A 23,795-nucleotide genomic window follows, 5' to 3' on the forward strand; every position below is an offset into this window, starting at 1 on the left:
TGCTGGATCGTGAGCTTCGGGGTGCAACGCATAGGCTGTGTGGATGTGACTGGACAACACGCGGACATCACGCCTGCCGCGGGCCCCGAGATCGCCGTGCTCGTCGGCGGCGTCGGCGGCGCTCGCTTCCTGCAGGGCGTGCGTGAACTTCTCCCCGATTCCCGGATCTCGGCGATCGTGAACGTCGGTGACGACGTCTGGATGCACGGTCTCAGAATCTGTCCCGACCTCGATACCTGCATGTATACGCTGGGTGGCGGCATCGATACCGAGCGTGGCTGGGGACGGGTCGGCGAGACCTGGCACGCCAAGGAGGAGCTCGCGGCTTATCGTGCGCAGCCGGACTGGTTCGGCCTGGGTGATCGCGATATCGCCACGCATCTGATTCGCACCGAAATGCTGCGGGCCGGCTACCCGCTGTCCGCGGTCACCGAAGCGCTGTGCAACCGATGGCAACCGGGTGTGGAACTCATCCCGGCAACCGACGACAGGTGTGAAACGCATGTTGTTGTGAGTGATCCGGAGAACCCTGGCGAACGTCGCGCGATCCATTTTCAGGAGTGGTGGGTGCGGTATCGCGCAAACGTCGAAACTCATGGTTTTGCCCCCATCGGAGCAGAAGACGCGAAACCGGCGCCAGGTGTGATCGATCTCATAGAACGATGTGATGCGGTATTGCTGGCCCCCTCGAATCCGGTTGTCAGCATCGGTTCGATCCTGGCCGTCCCCGGAATCCGCGGCGCGTTGCGCACCACGAAGGCGAAGGTCGTCGGGGTCTCCGGAGTCATCGACGGAAAGCCGTTGCGCGGTATGGCCGACGAGTGCCTGTCGGTGATCGGGGTGGACACCACCGCCGAGGCGGTCGGCAGGCACTACGGGGCGCGGTCGGCCAACGGCATTCTCGACGGCTGGCTCGTGCACAGCACCGACACCGCCGAGGTGCCCGGTGTCGAGGTGCGCAGCGTGCCGCTGCTGATGACCGATCCGCCGACCACCGCGGGCATCGTTCGTCAGGCGCTGGATCTGGCCGGGGTCGCGCTGTGACCACGCCCGCCCACGGCGCCCCTGTCGATCACGGAGCGGAGGGCCTGAGCATCCTGCCGGTGGCCGGACTGCCGGAGTTCCGGCCCGGCGACGATGTGACCGCCGCGATCGCCGAGGCGGCGCCGTGGTTGCGCGACGGCGACATCCTGGTGGTGACCAGCAAGATCATCGCCAAGGCCGAGGGCCGGGTGGTGGCCGCGCCGGTGGATCCCGAGGAACGTGACGCGGTACGGCGCGCACTGGTCGAACAGGAGGCCGTGCGGGTCCTGGCGCGCAAGGGCCGCACCCTCATCACCGAGAACAAGCTCGGCATCGTGCAGGCCGCCTCGGGCGTGGACGGATCCAACGTCGAGCGCGACGAATTGGTGCTGCTGCCTGCCGATCCCGATGCCAGCGCCCGCGAACTGCGTACCGGCCTGGCGCGGCGACTGGGAGTCCGGGTCGCGGTGGTCGTCACCGACACCATGGGCCGCGCCTGGCGCAACGGGCAGACCGATGCCGCGATCGGGTCCTCCGGTCTGCGGGTGCTGCACGACTACAACGGCGCGATCGACGGGCAGGGTAACGAACTGCACGTCACCCAGGTCGCGGTCGCCGACGAGCTGGCCGCCGCGGCGGATCTGGTGAAGGGCAAGTTGCGGGCGGTCCCGGTGGCCGTGGTGCGTGGATTGCCTTACGAGGACGACGGTTCCGGCGCGGCGGACCTTGTGCGTTCCGGTGCCGAGGATCTGTTCTGGCTGGGCACCGCCGAAGCACTGGAGCAGGGCAGGCGGGAGGCGGTGCTGCTGCGTCGCTCGGTGCGCGAATTCGCCGCCACCCCGGTCGAGCCCGAGCGTATCCGCGCGGCGGTGGCGGTCGCGCTGACCGCGCCCGCTCCGCACCACACCAGGCCGGTGCGCTTCGTATGGGTGCGCGACGCGGACCGGCGCGAGCGGATGCTCGCCGCCCTGGCGGACCGATGGCGCGCCGATCTGACCGCCGACGGCCTCGACCCCGAGCGGGTGCGGCGGCGCGTCGCGCGGGGGCGCATCCTGTTCGACGCGCCCGAGGTGATCATCCCGTGCATGGTGCCCGATGGCGCGCACCACTACCCCGACGGGCGCAGGCAGGCGGCCGAGGCGACCATGTTCACCGTCGCGGCGGGCGCGGCGGTGCAGGGCCTGCTGGTGGCGCTGGCCGCCGAGGGTGTCGGCAGCTGCTGGATCGGCTCCACCATTTTCGCCCCGGAGGTCACCCGCGCCGAGCTGGGCCTGGCCGCGGACTGGCATCCGCTGGGCGCGGTCGCGGTGGGCTATCCGACCGAGGAACTCACGCCGCGGCCGCCGCGTGCCGGCGGAGAAGGGCTGCTGGAACTGTGAGCGCGGAATCGTTGCACGCGTCGGCGACCGCACTGCTGGACGGCTGGCGGACCCGGTCCGGGCCCGAGGAGTCGATCCGCGAGTCGATGCTCGCCTTCCTCGGTTCGGCGCCGCGCGGGTGTCTGCGTGAGCATGTGCCGGGGCATATCACCGCCTCGGCGGTGGTGTTCTCCGCCGACGAGCGGGAGGTGCTGCTGACGCTGCATCCGCGGGTCGGCCGGTGGCTCCAGCTCGGCGGACACTGCGAAGAGTCCGACGAGACGGTGGCCGCCGCGGCGCTGCGGGAGGCGACCGAGGAGTCCGGTATCGCCGGATTGCGCCTCGAGCCGGGGCTCTACGGTGCGCACGCGCATCCGATCACCTGCTCGCTGGGGCAGCCGACCCGGCATCTGGATCTGCTGTTCCGCATCACCGCGCCCGCGGGCGCGGTGCCGGTGCGCAGCGCCGAATCGACCGACCTGCGTTGGTGGCCGGTCGACGGGCTGCCGCCCGGCTTCGACGTGCCGCTGCGGTAATCGGTAGGCGATGGGGTAAGCGCCCGTGGGTGGTCACGGGCGTGTCGCGTCCGCGCGTCAGGTCACAGGCTACCGGCGCCGTAGATCACGGCTTTACAAATTTGCTCATTTGTATAGACCGTCGACATCGACCGTTGTATTGTCCAAATCAGATGTAATGCGCCTCACAGGCGTACACGGATGGAGACAACGATGTCGACGAATACCGATGCGGCCGAACAGCTGACCAGCTGGCGAGACCGGAAGCGTTACTACTGGTTGTGGGGGCTGTTCGTGCCGACGGGCCTGTTCACCGTCGGCCTGCCGCTGATCTGGATGTTCAACGAGGCGGGCCTGCACGGCCTCGCCCATCTGCCCTTCTGGCTCGGCCCGATCCTGCTCTACATCGTCATCCCGCTGGCCGACCGGTTCTTCGGCCCGGACGGGGAGAACCCACCCGACGCGGTGATAGCCCATCTGGAGAACGATCGGTACTACCGCTACCTGACCTACCTCTACCTGCCGTTCCAGTACGCCGGGCTGATCATGGCCTGCTACCTGCTCACCGCGAACGACCTCGGCTGGCTGGGCATCGACGGTGGCCTGCTCATCGTGGACAAGATCGGGCTGGCCATCACCATCGGGCTGGTCGGCGGTATCGGCATCAACACCGCGCACGAACTCGGCCACAAGAAGGTCGACCTGGAGCGCTGGCTCTCGCGCATCGCGCTGGCCCAGACCGGCTACGGCCACTTCTACATCGAGCACAATCGTGGCCACCACGTGCGGGTGGCCACGCCCGAGGATCCGGCCAGCTCGCGGCTGGGCGAGTCGTTCTGGGAATTCCTGCCGCGCACGGTCAAGGGCAGTGCGGTCTCGGCGTGGCAGTTGGAGAAGGCGCGGCTGGAGCGGATCGGGACGGGGCCGTGGACCTGGCGCAACGAGTTGCTGCAGGCCTGGGCGATGACGGTGGTGCTGTACGCGGCGTTGATCGCGGTGTTCGGCATCGGGCTGGTGCCCTGGCTGATCCTGCAGGCGGTATTCGGATTCAGCCTGCTCGAGGTCGTCAACTATCTCGAGCACTACGGGCTGGCTCGTCAGCGCGGCGCTTCCGGGCGGTACGAGCGCGCTGCCCCGACGCACAGCTGGAACAGCGATCACCTGGTCACCAATGTCTTCCTGTACCACCTGCAGCGCCACAGCGACCATCACGCCTATCCGACCCGGCGGTATCAGACGCTGCGCAGCTGGGACGGCGCCCCGAATCTGCCCAGCGGCTACGCGACCATGATCATGCTGGCCTACTTCCCGCCGCTGTGGCGGAAGGTGATGGACAAGCGGGTGCTCGCGCACTACGACGGTGACGTGACCCGCGCCAATATCCATCCGCGCACCCGCGACCGGGTACTGGCCCGATACGGAGCGGAGCCTGCCCTGTGAGCGCCTTTCGCTGCCCCGTATGCGAATACGTCTACGACGAATCGAAAGGAGCTCCGCACGAGGGATTTCCGGCGGGGACCGCGTGGACGGCGGTGCCCGACGACTGGTGCTGCCCGGACTGCGGGGTCCGTGAGAAGATCGATTTCGAACCGGTAGGAGGGACGCTGTGACCGAATACAAGTTGTATCAATGCGTTCAATGCGGCTTCGAATACGACGAAGCGCAGGGCTGGCCGGACGACGGCATCGCTCCGGGCACCCGCTGGGACGACATTCCCGAGGACTGGACCTGCCCCGATTGCGGAGCGGCCAAGGCCGACTTCTTCATGGTCGAGATCGAGCGGTCCTGAGGTGGCGGGCCGCGGACTGTCCTCGCCGTATCAGGAGGCGACTCGGGAACTGCTGCGCGCGTCGATCCTGGACGCGATGCGCGAGCTGCTGATCGAGCGGGACTGGTCCAAAGTCACCGTCGGCGATGTGGCGGGCCGCGCGGGAGTGAGCAGGCAGACCGTCTACAACGAGTTCGGCTCACGGGCCGGCCTGGCGCAGAGTTACGCCCTGCGCCTGGCCGATGACCTGGTCGATCACGTGGGCGCGGCCGTGGCCGCCAACGAGGGTGACGCCGGGGCCGCGATCCGTGAGGGCTTGTCCGGCTTCTTCCTGGAGGCGGCGGCCGATCCACTGGTCTGCTCGCTGCTGGCCGGCGAGGCGAAGCCGGATCTGTTGCGGCTGATCACCCTGGACGCGGGCCCGCTCGTGGAGCACGCGACCGCGCGTCTGACAGCGGTCTTCGTGGACAGCTGGGTGCGGGCCACTCCCGCCGAGGCCGATGTGCTGGCCCACGCGCTCGTGCGGATCGCGCTGAGCTATATCCCGAACCCGCCCGGCCGGGGGCGCAACGGACCGGCCGAGCTGGCGGATTTGCTGAGTCCGTATGTGGCCGGCATTCTGGCCGCTCGCGGGGCGAATTAGCACGTTCACCCGCACCGGGTTTCGCTTTGCTGGACGTGTGCTGTATGCTTCAACCTCGGGCCGTGCTGATCGGTTGAGCCGATCGAACAGGTTGTAATCGTGACCACCTTTTCAGGGGTAGGCGTCCTGTAACGGCGGAAGACCCTGTATGTATTTCCTTGCAATGTCGGCGGGTAAGTCATTTAGCGGGGCAATGGTGCAAACGGACGGCAAATCGGCGACTGCGCTGGATCCCAAACGCCACCTCTGGATTCTCGGGCTGATCGCCCCGGCGTCTGCGTTGTTGCCTTCCCAGCTCGTGCTGCGGACCGGCATGGAAGTCTTCTGGTGGATCGGGCCGGTCATCGTGCTGATGATCATCCCGATCCTGGACTGGATCGTCGGCGAGGACGGCAGCAATCCCCGCGACGAGGACTACGATCGCCTGTCCAACGACCGGTACTACCGGTGGTGCACCTACCTGTTCCTGCCCGTCCAGATGATCGGACTGCTGATCGCCTCGGCCATGTGGGCGGGCGACGATCTCAGCCTGCTCGACAAGGCGGGTTTGGCCACCACGCTCGGCCTGGTCAGCGGCATCGGCATCAACGCCGCTCACGAACTCGGACATCGCGTCGAGAGCCTGGAGCGCTGGCTGGCCAAGATCGCATTGGCCCAGTCGGCCTACGGCCACTTCTTCGTCGAGCACAACCGCGGTCATCACGTGCGCGTGGCCACGCCCGACGATCCCGCCAGCGCCCGGCTCGGCGAATCGCTGTGGGAGTTCCTGCCGCGCAGCGCGGTCGGGGGCTTTCGCTCGAGTATCGCGCTGGAGAAGGAGCGTCTGGCGCGTCGCGGGCAATCCTGGTGGAACGTGCACAACCACATCCTGCAGGCCTGGTCGATGAGTGTGGTGCTGTTCGGCGGGCTGATGCTGGTTTTCGGCTGGCACATCCTGCCGTGGCTGGTACTGCAGGCGATGATCGGCGCCGGATTGCTGGAAACGGTGAACTACGTCGAGCACTACGGCCTGTTGCGGGAGCGCCGTCAGGACGGCCGCTGGGCGCGCTGCTCCCCGCGGGACAGCTGGAACAGCGACCGGCTGGTGACCAACATCTTCCTGTTCCATCTGCAGCGCCACAGCGACCATCACGCAAACCCGGGCAGGCGCTACCAGACCCTGCGCAGCTGCGATGTCGCCCCGCAGTTGCCCGCCGGCTACGCGACCATGATCCTGGTCGCCGCCATCCCGCCGTTGTGGCGCGCGGTGATGGATCACCGGGTGCTCGAGCACTACGGTGGCGACATCACCCGCGCCAATATCGCACCACGCAAACGCGCCAAGATTCTGACCGCTCACGGCGCGGCCGCCTGAGCGGGCCGATCGGCCGGGGTACGTACACACGAGTGCGTAGGTTGGGGGGCGACCGCTGTGCAGGCGACGCTAGCCTTGCACCGGTACAGCCGACCCAGGAGAGGCAGATGACGACCTCAGAACTTCCCGCTCGCACGTCCCCGACCGCGGATGTCCGCAACGGCATCGACTACAAGGTGGCTGATCTGGCGCTGGCCGAATTCGGCCGCAAGGAGATCCGGCTGGCCGAGCACGAGATGCCCGGCCTGATGGCCCTGCGCCGTGAATACGCCGACGTGCAGCCGCTGAAGGGCGCCCGCATCTCCGGCTCGCTGCACATGACCGTGCAGACCGCCGTGCTCATCGAGACCCTGGTCTCTCTCGGCGCCGAGGTCCGCTGGGCCTCCTGCAACATCTTCTCCACCCAGGACCACGCCGCCGCCGCGGTGGTCGTCGGCCCGCACGGCACCGTCGAGGAGCCCAAGGGCACCCCGGTCTTCGCCTGGAAGGGCGAGACCCTGGAGGAGTACTGGTGGGCCGCCGAACAGATGCTCACCTGGCCGGGCGAGCCCGCCAACATGATCCTCGACGACGGCGGCGACGCCACCATGCTGGTGCTGCGCGGCGCCCAGTTCGAGAAGTCCGGCGTGGTCCCGCCCGAGGACGAGTCCCACTCGGCCGAATACAAGGTCTTCCTGAATCTGCTGCGTGAGCGCCTGCAGACCGACAAGGGCAAGTGGACCGCCATCGCCCGGAGCGTCAAGGGCGTCACCGAGGAGACCACCACCGGCGTGCTGCGCCTCTACCAGTTCGCCGCCCTGGGCGAGCTGTCCTTCCCGGCGATCAACGTCAACGACTCGGTCACCAAGTCCAAGTTCGACAACAAGTACGGCACCAGGCACTCGCTGATCGACGGCATCAACCGCGGCACCGACGTGCTCATCGGCGGCAAGAAGGTGCTCATCTGCGGCTACGGCGACGTGGGCAAGGGCTGCGCGGATTCGCTTGCCGGGCAGGGCGCGCGCGTGCAGGTCACCGAGATCGACCCGATCAACGCGCTGCAGGCGCTGATGGACGGCTACGACGTGGTGACCGTCGAGCAGGCCATCGGCGACGCCGACATCGTGATCACCGCGACCGGCAACAAGGACATCATCACCCTCGATCACATGAAGGCGATGAAAGAACAGGCCATCCTGGGCAATATCGGCCACTTCGACAACGAGATCGACATGGCGGCCCTGGAGAACTCCGGCGCCGCCCGCCTCGAGATCAAGCCGCAGGTGGACCTGTGGACCTTCGGCGAGACCGGCCGCTCGATCATCGTGCTCTCCGAAGGCCGTCTGCTCAATCTCGGCAACGCCACCGGGCATCCGTCGTTCGTGATGTCGAACAGCTTCTCCAACCAGGTCATCGCACAGATCGAGCTGTGGACCAAGCCGCAGGAATACGACAACGAGGTCTATCGCCTGCCCAAGCATCTCGACGAGAAGGTCGCGCGCATCCACGTGGAGGCCCTGGGCGGTCAGCTCACCAAGCTGACCAAGGACCAGGCCGAGTACATCGGCGTGGACGTGGAAGGCCCGTACAAGCCGGAGCACTACCGCTACTGATGCCCGACCATCAGATGCTGATAGCGCTGGAGGGCCTCGACGGCGCCGGAAAGCGCACGCTGACCGACGCCGTCGTGGCCGCGCTCGGGGCGCGGGGAGTGCGGGCGGCCACGCTCGCCTTTCCGCGCTACGGGCGTTCGGTGCACGCGGATCTGGCTTCCGAGGCGCTGCACGGCGCGCACGGCGACCTCGCGTCCTCCGTCTACGCGATGGCGCTGATGTTCGCCCTCGACCGGGCCGACGCCCGCGACGAGCTGTCGAAATTGCTGGCCGCCAACGACATCGTGATCCTCGATCGCTACGTCGCCTCCAACGCCGCCTACAACGCCGCCCGGCTGCATCAGTCCGCCGACGGTGAGATCGTCGGCTGGACAGCGGATCTGGAGTTCGGCCGGTTCGGCTTGCCGGTGCCGGACGTGCAGCTGCTGCTGGACGTGGACACCGAACTCGCCGCCGAACGCGCCCGCAGGCGCACCGAACTCGACGGCAGCAGGCCGCTGGACGTCTACGAACGCGATGGCGGACTTCAACGGCGCACGCTGGCGGTGTACCGTGAGCTCGCCGAACGGAACTGGTACGGACCGTGGTGGACATACCGGCCCGGCGACGATCCGACGGCACTGGCCGCACGTCTGGCCGAGATGATCGCTCGATAAAGTTCGGTTGGTTTTCCGACTCGCCTGTGCCGATTCGGCTGTTTTCGGCAATTCGGCGACCTACATTTATTCGGCTGCTCGCCGTTATTTGGCGTGGCGGCCCGATCCTCGCCTGGGAGATGACAACATATAACCATGAAGCCGAAGATTCTGGTCGTCGACGACGATATGGCGCTCGCCGAGATGCTGACGATCGTCCTACGCGGGGAGGGTTTCGACCCGCACGTGGTCGGTGACGGTACGCAGGCGTTGGCGGCGGTGCGCGAGATCCGCCCCGATCTGGTCCTGCTCGACCTGATGCTGCCCGGCATGAACGGCATCGATGTGTGCCGGGTGCTGCGCGCCGACTCCGGCGTGCCGATCGTCATGCTCACCGCCAAGACCGACACCGTCGACGTGGTGCTCGGGCTGGAATCCGGCGCCGACGATTACATCGTCAAGCCGTTCAAGCCCAAGGAACTCGTCGCGCGTGTGCGAGCCCGGTTGCGCCGCACCGAGGACGAGCCCGCCGAGCAACTCCAGATCGCCGACATCCTCATCGATGTGCCCGCGCACAAGGTCTCCCGCGCCGGGCAGCAGATCTCGCTGACGCCGCTGGAGTTCGACCTGCTGGTGGCGCTGGCCCGCAAGCCGCGTCAGGTCTTCACCCGTGAGGTGCTGCTCGAGCAGGTGTGGGGCTATCGCCACGCCGCCGACACCCGGCTGGTGAACGTGCACGTGCAGCGGCTGCGCGCGAAGGTGGAGAAAGATCCGGAGAACCCGGAGATCGTGCTGACCGTCCGCGGTGTCGGCTACAAGGCCGGACCGCCGTGACCGATGGGAAGCGTCCCGCCTCGCGCGGGGTGATTCCACGACTGGAACGATCGCTGGCCCCGCTCGGCGCCTGGTTCACGGATCTGGGCACCGCGTCGGGGCACCTGTGGCGTCGCTCGTTGCAGCTGCGCGTCATCGTCTCGACCTTGACGCTGTCGCTGATCGTCATCACCATCCTGGGCGTCGTGCTGACCAGTCAGATCACCGACCGCCTGCTCGACGCGAAGGTCAACGCGGCGGAGGAGGAGATCAACCGGGTCCGCGCGGTGGTCGAGGACAAGGTCTCCGGCGTGTACGACGTGGACACCCTGCGCAAGACGCTGACCGACGCGCGCGGCGAGGTATCCGACAGCGGCGGCTCGGGCCGTTCCAGCGGCGCGGCGGGCAGTTTCGACACCGCGCTCATCGCGGTCGGTGGTTCCTCCCAGCAACAGGTCGAAGCCGGACCGGTCGCCGAGGTGCCCGCCGAGCTGCGCCGCTTCGTGCAGCGCAACCAGATCAGCTACCAGTTCGCCACGGTCGCCGATCCCGACGGTTACCAGGGGCGCGCGCTGATCATCGGCAGCCCCAGCGCCGAGGTGCCCACGCTGGAGGTCTATCTGATCTTCCCGCTGGCCAACGAGGAGAGCAGTCTCGCGCTGATGCGCGGCACCATGATGATCGGCGGCCTGGTACTGCTGGTGCTGCTGGCCGCCATCACCGCGCTGGTCACCAGACAGGTGGTGTTGCCCATCCGCTCGGCCGCGCGCATCGCCAGCCGCTTCGCCGACGGACGCCTCAAGGAACGCATGCTGGTGCGTGGTGAGGACGACATGGCGCGGCTGGCGCAGGCGTTCAACGAGATGGCCGAGAGCCTGTCCAACCAGATCACCCAGCTGGAGGAGTTCGGCAACCTGCAGCGCCGGTTCACCTCCGATGTCAGCCACGAATTGCGCACCCCGCTGACCACTGTGCGGATGGCCGCCGACCTCATCCACGGCTCCAGCGACCAGCTGGATCCGGCCCTGGCCCGCAGCGCCGAGCTGCTGGTCACCGAACTCGATCGGTTCGAGGGCCTGCTCAACGACTTGCTCGAGATCAGCAGGCACGACGCGGGCGTGGCCGAGCTGCAGGTGGAATCGCTGGACGTGCGGATGTGCGCGCGAGCCGCGATCTCCACCGTGCGCCACCTGGCCAAGGAAGCAGGCGTGGAGGTGGTCACCGACCTGCCGGAGGATCCGGTCGTCGCCGAGGTCGATCCGCGCCGGGTGGAGCGCGTGCTGCGCAATCTGCTCGCCAACGCCATCGACCACAGCGAGGGCAAGCCGGTGTTGATCCGGATGCGGGGCGACTCCGACGCCAACGCCGTGGCGTTCGTGGTTCGCGACCAGGGCATCGGCCTGCGGCCGGGCGAGGACAAGCTGGTATTCAACCGGTTCTGGCGCTCGGACCCCTCCCGGATGCGGCGCTCGGGCGGCACCGGCCTCGGCCTGTCCATCAGTGTCGAGGACGCCAATCTGCACGCGGGCAGGCTCGAGGCGTGGGGCGAGCTCGGCGTGGGCGCGTGCTTCCGGCTGACGCTGCCGATGACGCGTGGCCGCAAGATGGGGATCAGCCCGCTGCCGCTGGAGGCCGCGGTGCGCAAGTCGCCGCCGCGGCCCTGCGACCCGGTGCCGATCGAGGGCGACCCGGTCGATCTGCCGACCGGCCCGATGTCCCCGCCCGCGCCCCGCCGGACGGCCGCGCCGACCGGGCCGGAGGGAACCGGCGAGGCGGTGAACCCGGATGCCGCCGCGGACCGGGATTCCGTCGACAACGAAGGGCTGGTGTCGCCTGCTCCGGGAGAGAACGGCTCCGGCGAACGTCCGCCCGATTCCGCGGGCGACAGTCACGTGCTCACCGAGCGTGGAGGTGAACAGTCATGACAATGCGAGCTGTCCGGTCATCGGGTCGTACCGGGCTCTCCGCGTTGTTGCTCATCGTGTCGATGGTGCTGACCGGCTGCGCGAGCCTGCCGGAATCCTCTGCCCCGCAGGCGCTGCGCACCATCGACCGGGAGCCGGCCGCCGAGGGGCCGACCCCGCCGATCTCCGGCCGTGACCCCGATCTGCTGCTGCGTGATTTCCTGGCGGCCACCGCCGACCCGGCCAACCGGCATCTGGCCGCGCGCCAGTACATGACCCCCGCGGCGTCGGCGCAGTGGGACGACACGGTGAGCACCACCATCGTGGAACGTCCCGACACTCTGCTGGAGTCGCGCGAGGGCGAGCAGGCCACCTACCGGATCCGCGCCCAGCGGGTGGCCGAGCTGTCCGCCGACGGCGCGTATCGCGCGGTCACCGAGCCGACACTCGAGAACAAGATCGAGCTGGTCAAGATCGACGGCGAATGGCGCATCGAGTCCCTGCCGCCGGGCGTGGTCATGGACACCAGCGCGTTCGCCAAGTCCTATCGCCGGTACGTGCTGTATTTCGCCGATCAGGCCGGCACCGCGGCGGTGCCGGATCTGCGCTGGCTCTCGGTGCCGAAGAACCAGCTGACCCAACGGCTGCTCGGGCTGCTCATCGAGGGGCCGAACGACAACCTGGCGCCGGTGGTCCGCAATCGGCTGGACCCGCCGGTCACGCTGCGCGGGCCGATCACCAAGGCCAACGGCGACCCGCAGGACGTCGGACTCGGGCTCGGCGGCGTGCGCATCGACTTCGCGGGCGTGAGCGGGCTGAATCAGCGCGACAAGGAGATGCTGGCCGGGCAGGTCGTGCTGACCCTGTCCAAGGCCGATATTCCCGGGCCCTACATCCTGCTGGCCGACGGGCAACCCCTCGACGATCGTTTCGCGGCCGGCGGCTGGACGGTCGGCGACGTGGACTACCTCGACCCGTCGGTGCGCGCGGTCGATCGCACCGGCCTGCACGCGCTGCGCGGCGGCACATTGGCTCAGGTCACCGACGGCGGGGTGGTCGACGTTCCCGGCTACTTCGGGACGGTCGACAATCTGCGCTCGGCAGCGCTGTCCCCGGACGGTCAACTCGTCGCGGCGGTGGCCGACGCGGGCCGCCCGGCGCCGGAGCCGCAGCGCACGCTCATGGTGGGCACCTACGGCGGCACGGCGATCCCGGTCGCCGAGGGCACGACCATCTCGCGCCCCTCCTGGAACGCCGACGGCAGCGCGGCCTGGGCGGTGATCGACGGCACGAAGGTGATCAGGGCGGTGCGCGACAGCGCCACCAACACCGTGTCGAGGCAGGGGGTGGACATCAGCGGGCTGAATTCCGATCCGTCGGGCCCGACGGTGCGTATGCCGATCACCGAACTGCGCATCTCCCGTACCGGCGTCCGCGCGGCCCTCATCGCCGACGGCAAGGTCTACGTGGCGTTGATCGAGCGCGGCCCCAACGGCAGCTACGCGCTGACCACCCCGGTCCCGGTCGCGGTCGGTCTGAGCACCAGCGCGGTGTCGTTGAGCTGGGTGGGCGGGGACACGCTGCTGATCGCCAGGGAAGGCAATATCGACCCGGTCTCGACCGTGCGCATAGACGGCTCGGAGTGGCGTCCGGTCACCTCGCCGAACCTGACTCCGCCGGTGCGCGTCGTCGCCGCCACGGCGGGCGCTCAGTACGTCGCCGACGCGCGCGGCGTGCTGCAGCTGACCGGCAATACCGGCGAGCCGACCTACTGGACCGACATGCCCGGCCTGGTCGGCAACGACGCCACCCCTGTACTGCCCGGCTGATCTCCCGCCGAGTCGGGCAACCACAGCGCGGGGTTGTCCACAACCGCTGAGGCTGTGGACAACTCGATGCTCGCCGGTCCTCCGGGCGCCCGGCTGCGCGCACACTCGGTACATGCGAACCCTGCTGGATCTGATCCTGCCGGTGGCCTGCGGCGGCTGCGGCCGCGCGGGCACGGCCTGGTGCGCGGATTGCGACGAGGCGTTGTCCGGTCCGCCGGTGCGCGTGCGTCCGCGGACCGATCCCGGTGTCCCGTGCTGGGCGCTGGCGCCCTATGCCGGGCCCGCGCGTTCGGCGGTCCTGGCGATCAAGGAGCGTGGCCGCCGGGATCTGGCGCGGCCGCTCGGGGTGGCACTGGCACGAGGACTGGCCCGATTGCGCACGCCCGGCCGGCCGCTGCTGCTGGTGCCTGCGCCCAGCCGGTCCGCGGCTGCCCGTGTGCGCGGGGGAGATCCGGTGGTTTGTGTCGCTCGTATGGCGACCGGATGGCTGCGAGATTGCCGCACGATTCCCCTGCTGCGACTGTGGCGCGGCGTACACGATTCGGTGGGCCTGTCGCCGGGTGAGCGCAGGCACAATCTGCGGGGGCGGGTATCGGTCGCGCCCGGTGCCGTCGCGCGGGCGGGGTGGAGCCCGAAATGCGAGGTAGTGGCGGTGGACGATGTGCTCACGACCGGCGCGACCGCGGCCGAGTCGGTGCGGGTTCTGGAGGGTGCGGGCCTGCCCGTGGTGGCCTTTTTCGTGACGTGTGTGGCTTGACTCGAGGAAATTTGCGTGAACAGTGGCAAACCTCCCGTGGGCGGACTACCGTCGCGATCACACACCCGAACCGGGAGTTTGGAGGTGGCGCCTCGGAAATTTCGTGCCGTGTGATTTGCGGCGTGAGCGGGCCGAATGGAGCCCGTGAAATTCTTTCGCCGGAATCAGTCAGTCGCGGTACGGCTCAACCCCGCCGCACGCGCAAAGGTTGGTGCGGCCAGATCCGGGAGGTACGCGTGACGTCTTCACGACCTTCAGTGAAAGAACCCTCGACCATCGACGCGCCGGAGCTCGATACGACGCCCGCCGCGATGGAACCCGACGAATCCGCCGAGCCGCCACGGCCCACCCGTGCGGAGATCGTGGTGAAGGGGCGCAATGTCGAAGTACCCGACCACTTCCGAATTCACGTGTCCGACAAGCTCTCCCGGCTGGAGCGGTTCGATCCGACGATCTTCCTCTTCGATGTGGAGTTGTTCCACGAGCGCAACCGCCGCCAGCGCAAGGCGTGCCAGCGCATGGAGATCACCGCCCGCGGCAAGGGACCGATCGTCCGGGCTGAGGCCTGCGCGGACAGCTTCTACGCGGCCTTCGAGTCGGTGACCGCCAAGCTGGAGAGCAGGCTGCGGCGCACCAAGGACCGCAGGCGCGTGCACTACGGCGACAAGACGCCGCTCTCGGTAGCCGAGGCCACCGCGAGCCTGCTCGACGATTCGCTGTTCGCGCGCAGTACGGACGGGCAAACCGCCCATGCCCACGATGTCGCCCAGGATGTCGACAGCGCCGAGAATCTCGGTCCCGGCCACATCGTGCGCACCAAGGTCCACACCGCCACACCGATGACCGTCGACGACGCGCTCTACCAGATGGAGCTCGTCGGGCACGATTTCTTCCTCTTCCACGACAAGGAGACCGACCGTCCTTCGGTGGTCTACCGTCGCCACGCCTACGACTACGGCCTGATCAGGCTCGCGTAGACACCACCCGCACGGCCCGTCGCCACGAACACGGCGGCGGGCCGTCGGCTTGTCCGAGCCCGGTTCCGCGGGCGGCGCCCCTGGCCAAATTCCTGACCCGCCAGTAAGTTCGAGGCAGCTGAACCTGCGGGGAGAGGAACTCCTATGGCTGCCAAGGTCGCTCGGCGCGCTGTCGTCGTCGCCGGTGCGCGCACCCCCTTCGTACGGGCGTTCACCGACTTCACCACGATGGACTCCATCGCGCTCGCCGACGCCGCTGTGCGGGGCCTGCTCGAACGCACCGGCCTGCCGGGTACGAACGTGCAGTCCATCGTCTGGGGCGGGGTGATCCTGCCCAGCGCGGCCCCCAATATCGCCCGTGAGATCGCCCTGGACCTGAAATTGGACCCGGGCTGTGAGGGGCACACGGTCACCCGCGCCTGCGCGTCGGGTCTGCAGGCGGTGACCACCGCGGCGGCGGCCATCGAGCGCGGCGAGTACGACATCATGATCGCCGGCGGCAGCGACTCCACCTCCAACGCCGAGATCAAGCTGCCCCAGAAACTGGTCCACGCGGGCGCCCCGCTGGCTCTCGGCAAGCCCAAGCTCGAGGACTACTTCTCCGCGGCCGCGCAACTCGCGCCGTTCACCGGCCTCCTGCCCAGCAGGCCCAAGATCGCCGAGCGCACCACCGGCGAGGTGATGGGGGAGTCGGCCGAGAAGATGGCGGGCATCCACGGTGTCGGCCGCGTCGAGCAGGACGAGTTCGCCCTGCGCTCGCACCTCCGCGCCGCCGCGGCCATCGACTCCGGCCGCTTCGACGACGAAGTGCTGCGTGTGCGCACCCCCGAAGGCGTGGAGGTCGCCCGCGACGGTCTCGTCCGCGCCGACACCACCCTGGAAAAGCTGGCGAAGCTGAAACCGGTCTTCGCCGCGAACGGCACCGTCACCGCGGGCAATGCCAGCCCGCTCACCGATGGCGCCGCCGCGGTCCTGCTCATGAGCGAGGAGAAGGCCAGGGAACTGGGCTACAAGCCGCTGGCCGCGTTCCGTTCCTGGAGCTACGTCAGCGTCGATCCCACCGACCAAGTGCTCATCGGCCCGGCCATCTCCATGCCACGCGCTCTGGACAAAGCCGGCCTGACCCTGGCCGACGTCGATTTCGTGGACATCCACGAGGCCTTCGCCGCCCAGACGCTCTCGGTGGTTCGCGCCCTGGCCGACGAGAAGTGGGCCGCGACCCGCCTCGATCGCGACACCGCAGTCGGTGCGATCGACCCGGAGAAGCTCAATGTCCACGGCGGCTCGGTCAGCCTCGGTCACCCCTTCGGCGCGACCGGCGCCCGCATGGTGACCACGATGGCCAACGAACTCGCTCGCACCGGCAAGCAGACCGCCCTGCTGGGCATCTGCGCGGCAGGCGGGATCGGTGCGTCGGCGGTACTCGAAGCCGTCTGAGCGGCCCGTCGCCCGGTCGATTGCCGGCGCGGGCCCGCGGCGGGAGACGAGATCGCGGCCCGCCGCGCGAGTCGGTCAGGAGTGTGTTTCCGGTGCGAGGAATTCCACGCCGGTGGGCGACGCGCCGAGGCCCGTCCCGAACGTCTCGTGGTGGACGGCCTCGGTGAGCGGCCTGCCGCTGCGCCAGCCGAAGCGCTCCAGGTCGGGGACGGTCTGGAACTCACGCACCGGCCCCACGCACAGCCAGGCGACCGGACGGATGCCCTCGGGCAAACCGACCAGGTCGGCCAGGAAGTCGGCGTCGTAGAAGGAAACCCAGCCGACGCCGATCTTCTCGGCGGTGGCGGCCAGCCACAGGTTCTGGATGGCCAGCACCGTGGAGAAGATTCCCGTCTCCGGGACGGTGGCCCGGCCGAGCACCTGGGGGCCGCCGCGGCCGTGGTCATAGGTGACCACGACGCCGGTGCCGCTCTCGACGATGCCCTCGATCTTGATGGGGTCGAAGGTGGCGGCGCGCTCCGGCGGAAGCGCGTCGCGGAACTCCACCCGCTTTCGGGCCACGTGGTCGGCGAACCGGCGCAGTGTGGCCGGGTCGCGCACCACGACGAAATCCCACGGCTGGGAATTGCCGACGCTGGGGGCGCGGTGCGCGGCCTCGAGAAGCCGCCACAGCACCGCGTCCTCGACGATGTCGCCGGTGAATTCCGCGCGCACATCGCGCCGCGTCCGAATGGCCTCGTACAGGCCGACCTGATCCTGGTTCACCGTCTCAGTCAACCAGGGACACCGGCGCGTGTGCCGCGTACGGCGGGGTTCAGGCGGACGCGAACCGCCGAGCGAACCGGCGCCCCTGCTTGGCCAGCGCCGTGCGAAGACCCTGCCGCTTGCCTGTCACCGGGTCGTAGCTGGGCGCGGTCGCACCGTTGAAGCGGCGCTCCGAGGCGGTCTCGGGGGCGTCGTCGGCGGTGTGACGCAGGTACTTGTTCGGCAGCGACAGCTTGACGATGGTGCGCCAGGCCTTGAAGTACTGCACCAGGAACGGGCCGGTCGTGTAGGGCAGGTCGTACTTGTCGCACAGTTCGCGCACCCGCACCGCGATGTCGGCGTACCGGTTGCTCGGCAGATCGGGGAACAGGTGGTGCTCGATCTGATGGCTCAGGTTGCCCGACATGAAATGCATCAGCTTGCCGCCGGAGATATTGGCGCTGCCCAGCATCTGGCGCAGGTACCACTCGGCGCGGCTCTCGTTGTCCACATCCGCCTTGGTGAATTTCTCAGCGCCGTCGGGGAAGTGGCCGCAGAAGATGATCGCGTTGGACCAGACATTGCGGATCACGTTCGCGGTCATATTCGCGGTGAGCGTGGAGAAGAACGCGGGGCCGGTCAGCGCCGGAAAGATCACGTAGTCCTTGAGGACCTGCCTGCCGACCTTCTCGAGCACCTCGGAGCGCTTGCGCTCGAATTCTTCGCGCTCGGGCGTGCCGGGCCTGATGCGGCCGGTGGCCACCTTGCCCAGCTCCAGATGCTGGATCGCGACGCCGTACTGGAACAGCAGCTGCAGGATCAGGTTGTAGACCGGGTTACCGAGATTGAACGGCTTCCAGCGCTGGTCACGGGTGACGCGCAGCAGGCCGTAGCCGATGTCGTCGTCCATGCCGAGCACATTGGTGTACTTGTGGTGCAGGTAGTTGTGGGTGTGCTTCCAGTGCTTGGACGGGTCGGTGTTGTCCCATTCCCACGTGCTGGAGTGGATTTCCGGGTCGTTCATCCAGTCCCACTGGCCGTGCATCACATTGTGGCCGATCTCCATGTTCTCGATGATCTTGGCCACGCCCAGCAATGCCGCGCCGGCCAGCCACGCGGGCGGTAGCGGGCTGGCGAAAAGGACTGCGCGACCGCTGATTTCGAGGCCGCGTTGCAGCCTGATGACATTGCGGATATAGCGCGCGTCCGGTTCGCCGCGTGAACTTTCGATTTCCCGTCGGATCGCGTCGAACTCCGCACCGAGGGCCTCTACATCGGCCTCGGTGAGGTGCGCGTACTCCTTGACATCCGAGATCGCCATGGCGGCTACAGTACCGTAAGTTACGAGACCGTAGGTTGCCCGCGCCGTGGCGAATTCTCCACGCGGGTGTGGCAAATCCCGCATTGTATTCGCGGTCGAGGCATGGTAATTCAGGCTCGGCGTGCCCGCATCCCGGAGCGCTTGAGCTCTTTCAGGGCGGCCTTCTTCTCCCGCAGCATCTGCTTTTCGTGCTGCGCCTTCTCCTCGAGCGCCACTTTGGCCTCCTGGATGGCCGAACGCAGCCCGCGTCGCTTTCCGGTCACCGGATCGGTGATCAGCCGGTTGTGCTCACCCCAGCGTTCGGTGTGCGGCAACGTGATACCGACGAACTTGCGCTCGGAGGACGTTTCCGGTGCGTCGTCGGCGGTGCGCTTGAGGAAACGGTCCGGCAGCGCCAGCTTGTGAATGGTGCGGAATGCCAGCATGTACTGCTTGCCCAACGATCCGGTGGTGTAGGGCAAGTCGTACTTATCGCAGAGTTCGCGCACTCGCGCCGCGATCTCGGGATACCGGTTGCTCGGCAGATCCGGGAACAGGTGATGCTCGATTTGATAGCAGAGATTGCCGCTCATGAACGCCATCGCGGGCCCGGCGTCGAAATTGGCGCTGCCCAGCATCTGGCGCAGATACCACTCGGACTGTGTTTCGCCCTCGAGCTGTTCGATGGTGAACTTCTCCGCGCCGTCGGGGAAATGCCCGCAGAAGATCACCGCGTAGGCCCACAGATTGCGTACCAGGTTCGCGGTGGCGTTCGCCTTCAGCGTCGACTTCCACGCCGGCCCGGTGAGCGCCGGGTAGATCACGAAATCCTTGACGACCTGGCGGGTGATCTTGCGGGCGAATTCCCGGTTCGGTCCCGAGCGCAGCTGCCGGGGCGGGGTGTTCGTGAGCTGCTTCTCGATGTCCCAGTCGTGCAGGGCGATGCCCCACTCGAAGGTGGCTGCCAGGATCAGGTTGGCCACCGGCTGCACCAGGTGGATCGGCCGCCACGGCTCGTCCCTGGTCATACGCAGGATGCCGAAGCCGAGGTCCTCGTCCTTGCCCAGCACGTTGGTGTAGGTGTGGTGGGAGTAGTTGTGCGCGCGCCGCCACTGCGCCGAGGGGCCGGTCATGTCCCACTCCCAGGTGCCGGAGTGGATCTCGGGATCGTTCATCCAGTCCCATTGGCCGTGACTGATGTTGTGGCCCAGCTCCATGTTCTCGATGATCTTGGCGACCGAGAGCATCGCTGTGCCCGCGAGCCAGGCCCACCGGTTGCGGCTGCCGAACAGCACGGCCCTGGCCGCGACCTCGAGCCCGCGCTGGGCGGCGATGGTGCGGCGGATGTACTTCGCGTCACGTTCACCGCGTGACTGCTCCACCGAACGACGGATGGTGTCGAGTTCGTGGCCGAGTGCCTCGATGTCGGTGTTCGTGAGGTGGGAAAATGCCTGGATATCGGTGATGGCCACCGCCAGTCCCTTCTGTGGCTGGACGTTGTTGTCGAGGGTACGCGGAGGCTCAGATATCGAGCGTGCAGTCGCCCGCTGCCGCGGAGATGCAGGTCTGCACCTTGTCGCCGGCCCGGCGCTCGTCGCCGTTGCGCAAGTCGCGAGCGTGGCCCTCGGCCACTGTCACCACACAGGTCTGGCAGATGCCCATCCGGCAACCGAACGGCATCTGCACACCGGCCGACTCGCCCGCTTCGAGCAGGCTGGTCGCGCCGTCGGCTTCGACGCTGCGCCCGGACTTGCCGAAGGTGACCGTGCCGCCCTCGCCGACCTTCGACCGCTCGATCTCGAAACGCTCCACGTGCAGCTTCGCCGCCAGACCCGCGGCCTGCCAGTGCTTCTCGATCTCGTCGAGCATCGCCGCGGGACCGCACGCCCAGGTCTCGCGTTCGCGCCAGTCCGGGAACTCGGCGTCGAGATCGGCCAGGGCGAACTTGCCCTGCTCCCCGGTCAGCCGCAGGTGCGAGGCGAAGCCGGGATGCTTGTCGTGCAGCGCGCGCAGCTCGGCGCCGAACATCACGTCCTGCTCCGAGCGCGCGGAGTGCAGGTGCGCCACGTCGGCGATGCCGTCGCGGCGGTCCATCGCCCGCAGCATCGACATCACCGGTGTGATGCCGCTGCCCGCGGTCAGGAACAGCACCTTCGGCGGTGGCGGGGAGGGCATGACGAAACCGCCCTGCGGGGCCTGCAGCCGCACGATGGTGCCCGGCGTCACGCCGCCGACGAGGTGGCTGGACAGGAAGCCCTCCGGCATCGCCTTGACCGCGATGGAGATGACCTTCTTGCCGCCGTGCTCGGGCGAGCTCCAGTTCGGCGGGCAGGTCAGCGAGTAGGAACGCCAGTGCCAGCGACCGTCCACCAGCAGGCCGATGCCGATGTACTGGCCCGGCTGGTAGGTGAAATCGAAGCCCCAGCCCGGCCGGATGACGAGGGTGGCCGAATCCGCGGTCTCCTCGCGCACATCGACGACGCGCCCGCGCAGTTCGCGCGCCGACCACAGCGGATTGGCCAGGTGCAGGTAGTCGTCGGGCAGTAGGGGCGTGGTCACCCGGGCGACGGCGCCGCGCAGCACATTGAGCCGGCCTCCGCGCTCGGCGACATTCGCCGCGGGCGCCTCCAACCAGTCACGGACATTCTTCAGGACCATCGGTGCTGTTTCGTCTTTCTGTTCGTTCGCCGCGGTGTCGTTCGTCGCTGATGCCGGATCCGCCGCAGTGGCGAATTCGACCGGCTCGCGGTCACATAGGTCTGCGCGAGTCACACCGCCCGGTGGGCGGGCCCGCTCACTGTCAGGTTACGGCATCGTAGGTTGATCCGTGGAAGTGCTGTTCGGACTCCCAGCGTGAGCCTTCGGTAACCGTTGCGGGTAACGCTGTTCGCGGGCACCTTCCTCGGGACCGCCTTTCCGGGGAACACCGTGCACGGCCGGGTGCGTCAGAGCAGCTCCACGAGGAAGGCGAGTTCCTGGTTGGCGTACCAGGCCAGCTGGTGGTCCTCGGCGTCGCCGAGCACGAATTCGGCGTCCTCGTCACCGAGATCGGCGGCGTCGATCACGTCCACCGCCTTGGCCACCTCCGGCTCGGCCTCGGCCAGATCGACGTGCACCGAAGCGATCCGGTCGTAGGGGATCGGCCCGGACAGCTTGACCACCGCGTCGTCGAGGTCGGGCCGCAGCTTCGCCCCGGACACGTCGGCCGCGATCACCGCCCGCCGGTACACCGGGCCGCCGTGCGCACCCGAGCCGGGCGCCGGGGCCGCGTCGGCGTCGCCGGGGGGCTCGAGGGCTTCCTCCACCGAGTCGGTGAGGTCCTCGCGCTCGGCGGCGATCAGGCGCAGTGCGGCGCGCGCGGCCTCCGCCATGGCCACCTCGGCCAGTTCCTCGTCGTCACCGGAGGCGTAGGCCTCGCGCAGCGCGGGGGTCACCGCGAACGCGGTGCCGCCGGGCGGAAAGATCTCGCGCTCGGCGAGCAGCCGGCGCAGCATCGGCACCGTCACGGGCACATAGACCCGCAGCGTGGTCGTCTCGGGTGAACTCGTCTCAGGCGCAGGCACCGAGCATCTCCTCCAAGGATTCGTGCACCGCGGCCGCCAGGACGCCGATGTCGGCCATCGCCTCGCGATCGCCGTTGAGCCCGTAGAAGACACGACCGTCGTAGGACGTGATCCCGATGCTCGAGGCCTGATTGCGCAGCAGCGGCGACACCGCGTACATCTCCAGCATCCGCGCGCCGCCGACATACATCGGCCGCTGCGGACCCGGTGCGTTGGTGATCACCAGATTGAATGTGTGTTCAGCGAACGTACTCGCCGCCCGCACGCTGACCGCGTGCAGGCTCGCCGGGGCGAAGCCCGACAGATGCACCAGCGTGCGCGCCCGCACACCGCGCCGGAACTTGGTGTTGGCCTCGTTGGCGTGCGCGATGTGCGACAACCGGATCACCGGGTTCGGTTCTCCCACCGGCAGGTCCAACAGGAAAGAGGACACCTCACTGGCCGGGGCAGGCCGCTCGGCGCCGTCGTCCTCGATATAGACCGACATCGGCACCACCGCCCGCAGCGTGGTCGACTCGACCAGCCCTTCGCCGCGGGAGAGCAACCAGTTGCGCAACGCCCCGGTGACCACCGCCAGGATGACGTCGTTGAGCGAGCAGTCGAAATGCTTGCGGATTCTGCGGTGGACGGCCAGATCGGTGTTGGCCACCGCGAAGCGCCGATGCCGTGAGGTGGGCGCGTTGAGCGGGCTGTCCGGAGCGCCGACCGCGACCGCGCGCACCGCCGAGACCACCGAGTCCAGCGCGCGGCTCGCGGCCCCGACCATCGCGAACGCCTCGGAGCTGCGCTCGCGTGCCACCGTGACCGCTTCCCTCGGCCGGGCGGCCAGCCGGGAGAGCGCACCGACCAGCAGCTCGACCTCGGTGGGTTCGCGCAGCGGCTCCCAGGGGACGTCGGCCACCTCGCGTGGCGACGGGCTGGTGTCGAGGATGACGTGGCCGATCTCGAGTGCTTCCTCACCGTCGACCAGAGACGCGTGCGTCTTGGTGAAGATCGCGCTGCGCCCGCCCGCCAGCCCCTCGATCAGATACATCTCCCACAGCGGCCTGCTCTGGTCCAACGGCCGGGAAGCCAGCCGCGCGACCAGCTCGTGCAGCTGTTCCTCGCTGCCCGGACTGGGCAGCGCGGAGCGTCGGACGTGATAGGTGATGTCGAACTTGCTGTCCTCCACCCACACCGGCTTGCCGAGCGACAACGGGATCTCGCGGACCTTCCAGCGGTAGCGCGGCACCAGCGCCAACCGGCTCTCCACCAGATCGACCAGGCTGTCGTAGTCCACCCCCGGCGAGCCGTCGCCGGGATCGTCGCCGTCACCGCGATCGGGACCGGTGACGATCATGAGGGAGCCGACGTGGATCGGATTGCTGCTCGACTCCAGCCGGTAGAACGCCGCGTCCTGTGGCGTCAATCTGGTGATCACGCTGCCAGTCGCTCCTTTCGATGCTGGTGACGCCCGACCCGCTCGCCACCGCGTCACCCTTCGGCACGACCACCGGCTCCGAGCGAGCGGCGGCGGCGTTACGGTGGCACGATGCTTCGATTCGATCACAGTGGACGCCCGCCTGCATAGCACTGCGTCGAGG

At 68.3% G+C, this 23,795-nt stretch carries 22 protein-coding genes; 16 read left to right on the forward strand and 6 right to left on the reverse strand.

Annotated features, from left to right (window positions below; genetic code table 11):
* Positions 1 to 66: 66 nt before the first annotated feature.
* The 16 genes from cofD to NS3_RS22875 all read left to right on the forward strand — a co-directional run bounded on the left by cofD (position 67) and on the right by NS3_RS22875 (position 16,605).
* Positions 67 to 1,044, forward strand: coding sequence for a 2-phospho-L-lactate transferase (gene cofD / locus NS3_RS22805; RefSeq protein WP_218018280.1), 978 nt, complete (start codon positions 67 to 69; stop codon positions 1,042 to 1,044).
* Entirely contained in the window at positions 1,041 to 2,402 is a 1,362-nt protein-coding gene (locus NS3_RS22810) for a coenzyme F420-0:L-glutamate ligase (protein WP_067863188.1), read from the forward strand. The genes cofD and NS3_RS22810 overlap by 4 nt, the downstream gene beginning before the upstream one ends.
* The gene (locus tag NS3_RS22815; protein ID WP_067863192.1) at positions 2,399 to 2,917 is read left to right on the forward strand and encodes an NUDIX hydrolase; all 519 of its coding nucleotides are present in this window, start codon (positions 2,399 to 2,401) and stop codon (positions 2,915 to 2,917) included. Before NS3_RS22810 ends, NS3_RS22815 begins: the two co-directional genes overlap by 4 nt.
* A gap of 192 nt (positions 2,918 to 3,109) precedes the next feature.
* A complete protein-coding gene (locus tag NS3_RS22820) occupies positions 3,110 to 4,336 on the forward strand; it encodes an alkane 1-monooxygenase (RefSeq protein ID WP_067863195.1) in 1,227 nt (408 codons plus the stop codon).
* Complete coding sequence (locus NS3_RS28620; protein WP_084495846.1) at positions 4,333 to 4,506, forward strand: rubredoxin; 174 nt, start codon at positions 4,333 to 4,335, stop codon at positions 4,504 to 4,506. Before NS3_RS22820 ends, NS3_RS28620 begins: the two co-directional genes overlap by 4 nt.
* A complete protein-coding gene (locus NS3_RS22825) occupies positions 4,503 to 4,685 on the forward strand; it encodes a rubredoxin (protein ID WP_067863198.1) in 183 nt (60 codons plus the stop codon). The genes NS3_RS28620 and NS3_RS22825 overlap by 4 nt, the downstream gene beginning before the upstream one ends.
* Position 4,686: 1 nt before the next feature.
* Positions 4,687 to 5,307, forward strand: coding sequence for a TetR/AcrR family transcriptional regulator (locus tag NS3_RS22830; RefSeq protein ID WP_067863201.1), 621 nt, complete (start codon positions 4,687 to 4,689; stop codon positions 5,305 to 5,307).
* A 193-nt stretch (positions 5,308 to 5,500) separates the two neighbouring features.
* Positions 5,501 to 6,661 carry an alkane 1-monooxygenase gene (locus NS3_RS22835; RefSeq protein WP_067863207.1) on the forward strand — a complete coding sequence of 387 codons (1,161 nt, stop codon included), beginning with the start codon at positions 5,501 to 5,503 and terminating at the stop codon, positions 6,659 to 6,661.
* A gap of 107 nt (positions 6,662 to 6,768) precedes the next feature.
* Entirely contained in the window at positions 6,769 to 8,253 is a 1,485-nt protein-coding gene (gene ahcY / locus NS3_RS22840) for an adenosylhomocysteinase (RefSeq protein ID WP_067863209.1), read from the forward strand.
* On the forward strand, positions 8,253 to 8,909 hold the full coding sequence (locus NS3_RS22845; RefSeq protein WP_373865336.1) for a dTMP kinase: 657 nt from the start codon (positions 8,253 to 8,255) through the stop codon (positions 8,907 to 8,909). Before ahcY ends, NS3_RS22845 begins: the two co-directional genes overlap by 1 nt.
* 135 nt (positions 8,910 to 9,044) lie before the next feature.
* Positions 9,045 to 9,722 carry an MtrAB system response regulator MtrA gene (mtrA, locus tag NS3_RS22850; protein WP_067863212.1) on the forward strand — a complete coding sequence of 226 codons (678 nt, stop codon included), beginning with the start codon at positions 9,045 to 9,047 and terminating at the stop codon, positions 9,720 to 9,722.
* Positions 9,719 to 11,626: an MtrAB system histidine kinase MtrB gene (mtrB, locus tag NS3_RS22855; RefSeq protein ID WP_084495848.1), complete on the forward strand. Its 1,908-nt coding sequence runs from the start codon at positions 9,719 to 9,721 to the stop codon at positions 11,624 to 11,626. Before mtrA ends, mtrB begins: the two co-directional genes overlap by 4 nt.
* The gene (gene lpqB / locus NS3_RS22860) at positions 11,623 to 13,434 is read left to right on the forward strand and encodes an MtrAB system accessory lipoprotein LpqB (RefSeq protein WP_067863215.1); all 1,812 of its coding nucleotides are present in this window, start codon (positions 11,623 to 11,625) and stop codon (positions 13,432 to 13,434) included. Before mtrB ends, lpqB begins: the two co-directional genes overlap by 4 nt.
* A gap of 112 nt (positions 13,435 to 13,546) precedes the next feature.
* Positions 13,547 to 14,191, forward strand: coding sequence for a ComF family protein (locus tag NS3_RS22865; RefSeq protein WP_067863218.1), 645 nt, complete (start codon positions 13,547 to 13,549; stop codon positions 14,189 to 14,191).
* Positions 14,192 to 14,502: 311 nt separating this feature from the next.
* Entirely contained in the window at positions 14,503 to 15,168 is a 666-nt protein-coding gene (gene hpf / locus NS3_RS22870; protein WP_067863221.1) for a ribosome hibernation-promoting factor, HPF/YfiA family, read from the forward strand.
* 144 nt (positions 15,169 to 15,312) lie between these two features.
* The gene (locus NS3_RS22875) at positions 15,313 to 16,605 is read left to right on the forward strand and encodes an acetyl-CoA C-acyltransferase (RefSeq protein ID WP_067863224.1); all 1,293 of its coding nucleotides are present in this window, start codon (positions 15,313 to 15,315) and stop codon (positions 16,603 to 16,605) included.
* 75 nt (positions 16,606 to 16,680) lie between these two features.
* On the opposite strand, the gene bluB is transcribed toward NS3_RS22875, so the two are convergent.
* The 6 genes from bluB to NS3_RS22905 form a co-directional block, all read right to left on the reverse strand.
* Complete coding sequence (gene bluB, locus NS3_RS22880) at positions 16,681 to 17,370, reverse strand: 5,6-dimethylbenzimidazole synthase (protein WP_174550505.1); 690 nt, start codon at positions 17,368 to 17,370, stop codon at positions 16,681 to 16,683.
* A gap of 49 nt (positions 17,371 to 17,419) precedes the next feature.
* Positions 17,420 to 18,670: a fatty acid desaturase family protein gene (locus NS3_RS22885; RefSeq protein WP_067863229.1), complete on the reverse strand. Its 1,251-nt coding sequence runs from the start codon at positions 18,668 to 18,670 to the stop codon at positions 17,420 to 17,422.
* A gap of 110 nt (positions 18,671 to 18,780) precedes the next feature.
* Positions 18,781 to 20,121 carry a fatty acid desaturase family protein gene (locus tag NS3_RS22890; RefSeq protein WP_067863232.1) on the reverse strand — a complete coding sequence of 447 codons (1,341 nt, stop codon included), beginning with the start codon at positions 20,119 to 20,121 and terminating at the stop codon, positions 18,781 to 18,783.
* Between the two features lie 49 nt (positions 20,122 to 20,170).
* Complete coding sequence (locus NS3_RS22895) at positions 20,171 to 21,307, reverse strand: ferredoxin reductase (protein WP_067863235.1); 1,137 nt, start codon at positions 21,305 to 21,307, stop codon at positions 20,171 to 20,173.
* Between the two features lie 287 nt (positions 21,308 to 21,594).
* Positions 21,595 to 22,143 (reverse strand): DUF6912 family protein, encoded by a 549-nt coding sequence (locus NS3_RS22900; protein WP_067863347.1) that lies wholly within the window; start codon positions 22,141 to 22,143, stop codon positions 21,595 to 21,597.
* A 55-nt stretch (positions 22,144 to 22,198) separates the two neighbouring features.
* Positions 22,199 to 23,632: a WS/DGAT/MGAT family O-acyltransferase gene (locus NS3_RS22905; RefSeq protein ID WP_067863238.1), complete on the reverse strand. Its 1,434-nt coding sequence runs from the start codon at positions 23,630 to 23,632 to the stop codon at positions 22,199 to 22,201.
* Positions 23,633 to 23,795: the final 163 nt, after the last annotated feature.

This window comes from Nocardia shimofusensis NBRC 100134 (assembly GCF_001613125.1).
GTDB lineage: Bacteria > Actinomycetota > Actinomycetes > Mycobacteriales > Mycobacteriaceae > Nocardia > Nocardia shimofusensis.

Coding starts and splice junctions, on each gene's coding strand:
- NS3_RS22835 (WP_067863207.1), top strand. CDS start 5,501: ATGGTGCAAACGGACGGCAAATCGGCGACTGCGCTGGATCCCAAACGC.
- mtrA (WP_067863212.1), top strand. CDS start 9,045: ATGAAGCCGAAGATTCTGGTCGTCGACGACGATATGGCGCTCGCCGAG.
- NS3_RS22845 (WP_373865336.1), top strand. CDS start 8,253: ATGCCCGACCATCAGATGCTGATAGCGCTGGAGGGCCTCGACGGCGCC.
- NS3_RS22900 (WP_067863347.1), bottom strand. CDS start 22,143: ATGCTGCGCCGGCTGCTCGCCGAGCGCGAGATCTTTCCGCCCGGCGGC.
- NS3_RS22885 (WP_067863229.1), bottom strand. CDS start 18,670: ATGGCGATCTCGGATGTCAAGGAGTACGCGCACCTCACCGAGGCCGAT.
- hpf (WP_067863221.1), top strand. CDS start 14,503: ATGGAACCCGACGAATCCGCCGAGCCGCCACGGCCCACCCGTGCGGAG.
- NS3_RS22865 (WP_067863218.1), top strand. CDS start 13,547: ATGCGAACCCTGCTGGATCTGATCCTGCCGGTGGCCTGCGGCGGCTGC.
- ahcY (WP_067863209.1), top strand. CDS start 6,769: ATGACGACCTCAGAACTTCCCGCTCGCACGTCCCCGACCGCGGATGTC.
- NS3_RS22875 (WP_067863224.1), top strand. CDS start 15,313: ATGGCTGCCAAGGTCGCTCGGCGCGCTGTCGTCGTCGCCGGTGCGCGC.
- NS3_RS22820 (WP_067863195.1), top strand. CDS start 3,110: ATGTCGACGAATACCGATGCGGCCGAACAGCTGACCAGCTGGCGAGAC.
- lpqB (WP_067863215.1), top strand. CDS start 11,623: ATGACAATGCGAGCTGTCCGGTCATCGGGTCGTACCGGGCTCTCCGCG.
- NS3_RS22895 (WP_067863235.1), bottom strand. CDS start 21,307: ATGGTCCTGAAGAATGTCCGTGACTGGTTGGAGGCGCCCGCGGCGAAT.